The sequence below is a fragment of the Arthrobacter sp. MDT2-34-1 genome (assembly GCF_059091365.1).
On the sequence record NZ_JBNHGO010000071.1, the window covers coordinates 1 to 780 of the forward strand.

The 780-nt window shown below is 66.5% G+C and carries 2 protein-coding genes; one reads left to right on the plus strand and one right to left on the minus strand.

Going from position 1 to position 780, the window contains the following annotated elements; genetic code table 11:
* The first annotated feature begins 70 nt into the window (after positions 1-70).
* Entirely contained in the window at positions 71-370 is a 300-nt protein-coding gene (locus AC5RVV_RS17655) for a hypothetical protein (RefSeq protein WP_494002652.1), read from the plus strand.
* Positions 371-382: 12 nt separating this feature from the next.
* On the opposite strand, the gene AC5RVV_RS17660 is transcribed toward AC5RVV_RS17655, so the two are convergent.
* A complete protein-coding gene (locus AC5RVV_RS17660) occupies positions 383-592 on the minus strand; it encodes a hypothetical protein (protein ID WP_494002653.1) in 210 nt (69 codons plus the stop codon).
* Positions 593-780: the final 188 nt, after the last annotated feature.

The following is a 780-nucleotide window of genomic DNA, read 5'->3' on the forward strand; positions in this document are numbered from 1 at the left end:
GTGCTGGCCGGGGAAGGCGTGCGGCACCCCTGACAGCTAGTCTGGATCCATCCAAGACGAAGGAGAAACCATGAGTGCCAACCTGACCCCGATCGTGACTAGTGCCGGCCTGATCGGCGGCTTCCAGACCGCCCGGGCCACCAAGAACCGTCCACTGGGCGGCGCCGTGCTGGCCGCCGCGGGAGCCGCTGCCTTCGCCCTGTGGAAGCGCGATGCCGGAGCCGGCCGGGCGGCCGCACTGACAAGCGGTTACCTCGCCGCGTTCGGGCTCTCCCACCCGCTGGCCAAGAAGATCGGCGCCTGGCCCTCCGTGTACACGGTCACCGCCGCCGTTGCCGTTGCATCGCTGGTGTTCGGCCGCCGCCGCTAAACAGGGCTGCCCTCACCACCGGTGCCGGCACTCCGGATTCTGGCAGGCCCACCGCGCCACGGTGCCGTCCTCCCGCATCTCCATGACGCAGCCGGCGAACTCCACATTGGTGGCGTTCTCCCGGGCGTCCCCGAGGACCATCCCGTAGACGATTTTGAACGCAGTGTGCCCGCACTTGGGACACTTGCGCGTCTTACCCTTGATTCCCTCTTGAGATTCCATGCCCGGACTCTACTGCCCTGCTCCGACACTTTCCGGACCGTGGACAGCAACAGGCGCGAAGGCCCGCAAACCACAGCCACACCGAATTTTCTGTTACGGCCAAAACCGCTTTTCGCGCGTAACAGATCGAGGGTCCGATGCCTGCATCCGAAAAGGTGCTCCGCCGGCCCGGGCGGATCCATCCCTGG

Excerpts from the sequence above, each read along its gene's own strand:
- AC5RVV_RS17655 (WP_494002652.1), top strand. The coding sequence starts at position 71 with ATGAGTGCCAACCTGACCCCGATCGTGACTAGTGCCGGCCTGATCGGC.
- AC5RVV_RS17660 (WP_494002653.1), bottom strand. The coding sequence starts at position 592 with ATGGAATCTCAAGAGGGAATCAAGGGTAAGACGCGCAAGTGTCCCAAG.